Raw genomic sequence first — 2451 nt, 5'->3', positions numbered from 1 at the left:
GTTCAACTCGAAAATCGCGGAGATCGGATCGGTGAACGACACCCGCTTCGCCACGTCGTCCATGCGTGTCTGAAAGCTCGGATCGCTGATAAAGCGACTAGTACATCAAGTACGAATTCCGAGTTCTAATTTTATCTTCCTTCGATTATAGATGTCAACACCCGCTTTTGCCTAGCATGTACGCGACGGAGGCAAACCCCAGCGGAAACGGCAAGGCGTGTGCTAGGACGGAGCCGGCGACCCCTGTTCGGGTCGAGGTTGGAACGAGCAGCCTGCTCGGTCCGGGGGGATGGGCATGACAACACCCCTCCGCTTGGAGTTCGTGCCCCTCGGCAAGCTCCGGAAGAACCCGTTCAACCCGAGGAAGACCTTCGATCCCACCGAGGACGACGCCCTGAAGCTTGGAGACATGGCCCAGAGCATCCGGCGGGACGGGGTCCTGTCTCCGATCATCGTCCGGCCCCTGAACGGAGGCTTCCAGGTCGCCGCGGGCGAACGCCGTCGGATGGCTGCGGAGCTCGCGAACCTGAAAGCGATCCCGGCCATCGTCAAGGAGCTCGACGACGACACAATGCGACGCTTCGCCATCGTCGAGAACATTCATCGACTCCCGCTGACGAACCGGGAGCTGGAGGACGCTCTGGGGCAACTCTGGGAGCAGGAGCACCGGAGCGGCGAAGGCCCCGAGGTCGTCAAGAGGATCGCTTCCGACCTCGGAATCTCGAAGAGGAGCGTGGAACGCGCCCTGGCGGCGTACCGCGGACGCCGGGAGCTCCCCGGGATTCTCCCGGAAGAGCTGTCCACTCGGGACGCAGCCCACCTCGCGAGCCTTGCCAAAGAGGCTCCGCAGGAGGCCAAGCAGCTGGCCAGCGCCCGTGCCAAAGGCGAGCTCGAGACCGACGAGCTTGACCAGGCGCTGTCGGCGGTCAGGACTGCCCGGCCGGATCAACGCCGGACCATCGTGCGACAGATCAAGCACGCTGCGAAGTCTCGCGTGAAGGCCGGGCGCGAGATCAAGCAGTCCTTGAAAGAGGCCGCACACTACGCTCAGGAGGGCCCCTCCAAGCAATGGCAACGGGCGCTCGACTCGGATGAGCGGCTGCTCAACCGGGTCGCAGACCTGTACGCTGGGGTGGAGAAGCTCGACATCACGTACCTCGAGCTCTTCCGAACGCCCCAGCTGCGCGCGAAGGCAATCGAGGTTCTCGAGGAAGTACGGGCCAAGCTCGGAGATACCCTGCGCCAGGCCCAGGAGGCGGAGAAGCGCTGGAAGCGGGAATGGGAGGAGAGCGAGCAGGCGTCCCACGAGGCGTAACATGCCCGAAGATCCCAATCCTCGGGCTCACGATCTCAGCGGGTGGCTCCGCCGCCATGGATGGCGCGGCCCCCACGGGCCCGTTCAGAGAGCGATTCGTGACACGCTCCGGGTCTACCTCCGAGGTGGTCGTGACGGTTTCACCCTGCGCGAGGTTATGGAAGACGCGGGCCTCGACTACGACAACACGTCGGACTACTTCGCCGCCCACACGTTCGTGGCCGCGATGCGCAAGGTCACCGTGGATTTCTCCGAGTGGTTCTGGCTTCAGCCCGAGTACAGCCGGTACGTGAACGATGGGCTCACCGACAAGACGGTGTTCCGCAAGGTGGTCGAGGCGATGGCGAGCTACGACATCTACCCGATCTCCTACGATCGCGAGGTGAAGACGTATCGTCCTCTAACCCTCGAAACCTGGGCGCGGATCACCAAGCAACGGGCCGTCGCGATCCGGACGGAGTTCGTGCGTCGCGCGGAAGAGATGACCGCTATGTCGCGGAGGTTTCCCGTGCTCCGGGCGTTGTACCCGGTCCCGAGGCTTCCGACCGACGGCAGGTTCCTCGCGTTGCCGGGCGAGAGGCGTTTCCGCTGCAATCGATGCGGGATGACGTTTGTGGACAAACCCTCGCTGGAGGTGCATGAGAAGCGTCGCCACCCCGAATAAACCGCAGAAGTATCCATCCGCAAAGGGGGCACCGGGCAGCGACAGTCGCCGCAAGAACTACCCAGTTGCCTCCTGCCTTCTTTTTCAAATCTTGAACGGACCGAGCCTAGGCAGGCCACAGGAACATGAAGGCCGTCTGCTCTGGTCGAGGGCGGGCGCGTCAAGGAACGAGTGAACAGGGTCGGTTACTGTATCGACGCGAAGGGTTACAGCTGATTTGAGCTGCCGCAACCCACAAGAACATGAATCGTGGTCAACCAGAGCGTGGAGGCCCTGCATACTGTCGGGAAGCGATCCGTGCGCAGACCATAGTCATGAGTTTCGCCCATATCGGGAAACTCGACATACGGTCTACGCGAGGCTCGGTGAGGAATTGAACGCTTACGGCGAGGGAATGAGCGGTTGCGTTCTGAGCTTCTCCCGCTTCGGGTGGGCGTGCAGATAGTCAAGCGCCATGCCTAAAGCTCCGCAC

The 2451-nt window shown here is 62.6% G+C and carries 2 protein-coding genes; both read left to right on the top strand.

The genetic code is table 11. The annotated features are described in order from the left end of the window. Nucleotides 1-295: 295 nt before the first annotated feature. A complete protein-coding gene (locus VEY12_09850; GenBank protein ID HYM40421.1) occupies nt 296-1315 on the top strand; it encodes a ParB/RepB/Spo0J family partition protein in 1020 nt (339 codons plus the stop codon). Nucleotides 1316-1472: 157 nt separating this feature from the next. Further along, a complete protein-coding gene (locus VEY12_09845) occupies nt 1473-1979 on the top strand; it encodes a hypothetical protein (protein ID HYM40420.1) in 507 nt (168 codons plus the stop codon). Nucleotides 1980-2451: the final 472 nt, after the last annotated feature.

The sequence above is a fragment of the Thermoplasmata archaeon genome (assembly GCA_035632695.1).
Lineage (GTDB): Archaea > Thermoplasmatota > Thermoplasmata > RBG-16-68-12 > RBG-16-68-12 > RBG-16-68-12.
This window is presented reverse-complemented; position numbering and strand designations above follow the sequence as displayed.

Coding starts and splice junctions, on each gene's coding strand:
- VEY12_09850 (HYM40421.1), top strand. CDS start 296: ATGACAACACCCCTCCGCTTGGAGTTCGTGCCCCTCGGCAAGCTCCGG.
- VEY12_09845 (HYM40420.1), top strand. CDS start 1,473: ATGGAAGACGCGGGCCTCGACTACGACAACACGTCGGACTACTTCGCC.